We start from the raw sequence: 2,201 nt of genomic DNA on the forward strand, positions 1-2,201 counted from the left end.
AGTCGCTCGGGCGCTGCCCCGTGCTCCACCAGCAGTCGGGCTAGCTGGTTGGCGCGGGAGTTGAGCTCCGCGTAGGACACCTCGACGCCCTCGAACACCACGGCCGGCGCCGAAGGAGTGAGCGCCGCCTGCGTCTCGAAGAACTGCGCCACCGTGGCCGGCGGCACATCCCGGGCGGTGTCGTTCCACTCCACCAGCACGCGGTGGTGTTCGACCGGACTGAGGATGTCGATCCGGCTCACGAGGGCAGACGGATCGGCGGTCACCGTTTCCATGACCCGGATGAGACGTTCACCGATACCGGCGACGGTGTGGTGGTCGAACAGGTCGGTGGCGTAGGTGATCACACCCCGCAGCCCGTCAGGATCGCCTCCGTCGGTGACGTGTTCATTGAGCTGGATGTCGAGGTCGAACTTGGCGGGGGCCTCGCCGGTGGGAAGCAACTCGGCGTTCAGGCCAGGTAGTTCGAGGTGGGGTGTGGTGTTGTTCTGGAGGGTGAGCATGACCTGGAACAGGGGGTGGCGGGCCATGGACCGGGCCGGGGTGAGTTCTTCCACCAGCCGTTCGAAGGGCACGTCCTGGTGCGCGTAGGCGTTGAGTGCGTGCTCGCGGATGCGGTCGAGGAGCTGTGTGAAGTCGGGGTTGCCTGACAGGTCGGAGCGTAGGACGAGGGTGTTGACGAAGAATCCGACCAGGTCGTCGAGTGCCTCGTCGGTGCGTCCGGCGATGGGGGTGCCGATGGGGATGTCGTCGCCGGCGCCGAGGCGGTGCAGCAAGGTGGCCAGTGCTGCCTGCACCACCATGAACACCGTCACCCCTTGCGCCCGCGCCAGGTCGACCAGTGCCCGGTGCACCTCGGCCTCGATGTGCAACTCGACGGTTCCGCCCCGGTGGGAGGCCACGGGGGGACGTGGCCGGTCGGTGGGCAGTGCCAGTTCCTCGGGTGTCCCGTCCAGTGCGTGGCGCCAGTGGGCGAGTTGTTCGGTGAGGAGGCTGTCGGGGTCGGTCGCGTCGCCGAGGAGGTCGCGCTGCCAGAGGGTGTAGTCGGCGTACTGGACCGGCAGCGGGGCCCATGCGGGGGCGGTGCCGGTGGCGCGGGCGGCGTAGGCGGTCGACAGGTCCTGGGCCAGCGGGCCCAGGGACCAGCCGTCACCCGCGATGTGGTGCATCACCAGGACGAGCAGGTGCTGATCGGTGCCGGTTCGGTACAGGTCGGCGCGCAGGGGGATTTCGCCGGTCAGGTCGAACCGGTGTCCGGCCGCTTCGGTGACCAGGCGGGTCAGCTCGGCCTGGGGGAGGTGTTCGGCGTCGACGAGCGTGAGCAGGTCGTCGATCGTGTCGGTGTCCTGGATCTGCTGGTGGGGGTTGCCGTCAACGGTGGTGATCACCGTGCGCAGGACCTCGTGCCGGGCCACGACGTCGCGGAGCGCGGTGTGGAGGGCGTCGGTGTCCAGGGTGCCGGTCAGGCGCAGTGCCATCGGGATGTTGTAGGTGGCCGACGGGCCTTCCAGTTCGCCAAGGAACCACAGCCGCTGCTGCGCGAAGGACAGCGGTACCAGCTCCGGCCGCTGCGCCGGCGCCAACGAGGGCCGGGAGGCGGTGGAGGCGGTGAGGCGGCTCGCCAGTTCACGCAGCGTGGGTGCCTCGAAGAGTGTCCGGATCGGCACCTCCACCCCGAAGACCGACCGGATGCGGCTGACCAGGCGGGTCGCGAGCAGGGAGTGCCCGCCGAGTTCGAAGAAGTTGTCGTCGACGCCGACCGAGGGCAGGCCGAGGACCTCGGCGGCCAGGGCGCAGAGGACCCCCTCCTGCGCGTTCGCCGGGCCCCGACTGGTGACACCGCCGGTGTAGTCGGGGGCAGGCAGCGCCTTGCGGTCCAGCTTGCGGTTCACCGTGAGCGGGAGCGCGTCCAGGAACACCACGGCCGCGGGCACCATGTAGTCCGGCAGCAGGCCGGCGACGTGGGCGCGCAGGGCGGAACCGTCCGTCCCCGGGGCGGAGTCCCCGGCGGGGACGACGTAGCCGACCAGGCGCTTGTCACCGGGCTGGTCCTCACGCACCACCACCGCCGCCTGGGCGACGGCCGGGTGGGAGGCCAGGGCCGACTCGATCTCGCCGAGTTCGATGCGGAAGCCGCGGATCTTGACCTGGTGGTCGGTGCGGCCGAGGTATTCGAGTTGTCCGTCGGTGGTCCAGCGGGC

General features: G+C 70.2%; 1 protein-coding gene. It reads right to left on the reverse strand.

The features are described from left to right. Positions 1–2,201, reverse strand: a 2,201-nt coding sequence (locus ACWCPM_RS34690; RefSeq protein WP_450980243.1) for a condensation domain-containing protein, incomplete at both ends; no start/stop codon positions are given.

The organism is Streptomyces sp. NPDC002309, assembly GCF_053593375.1.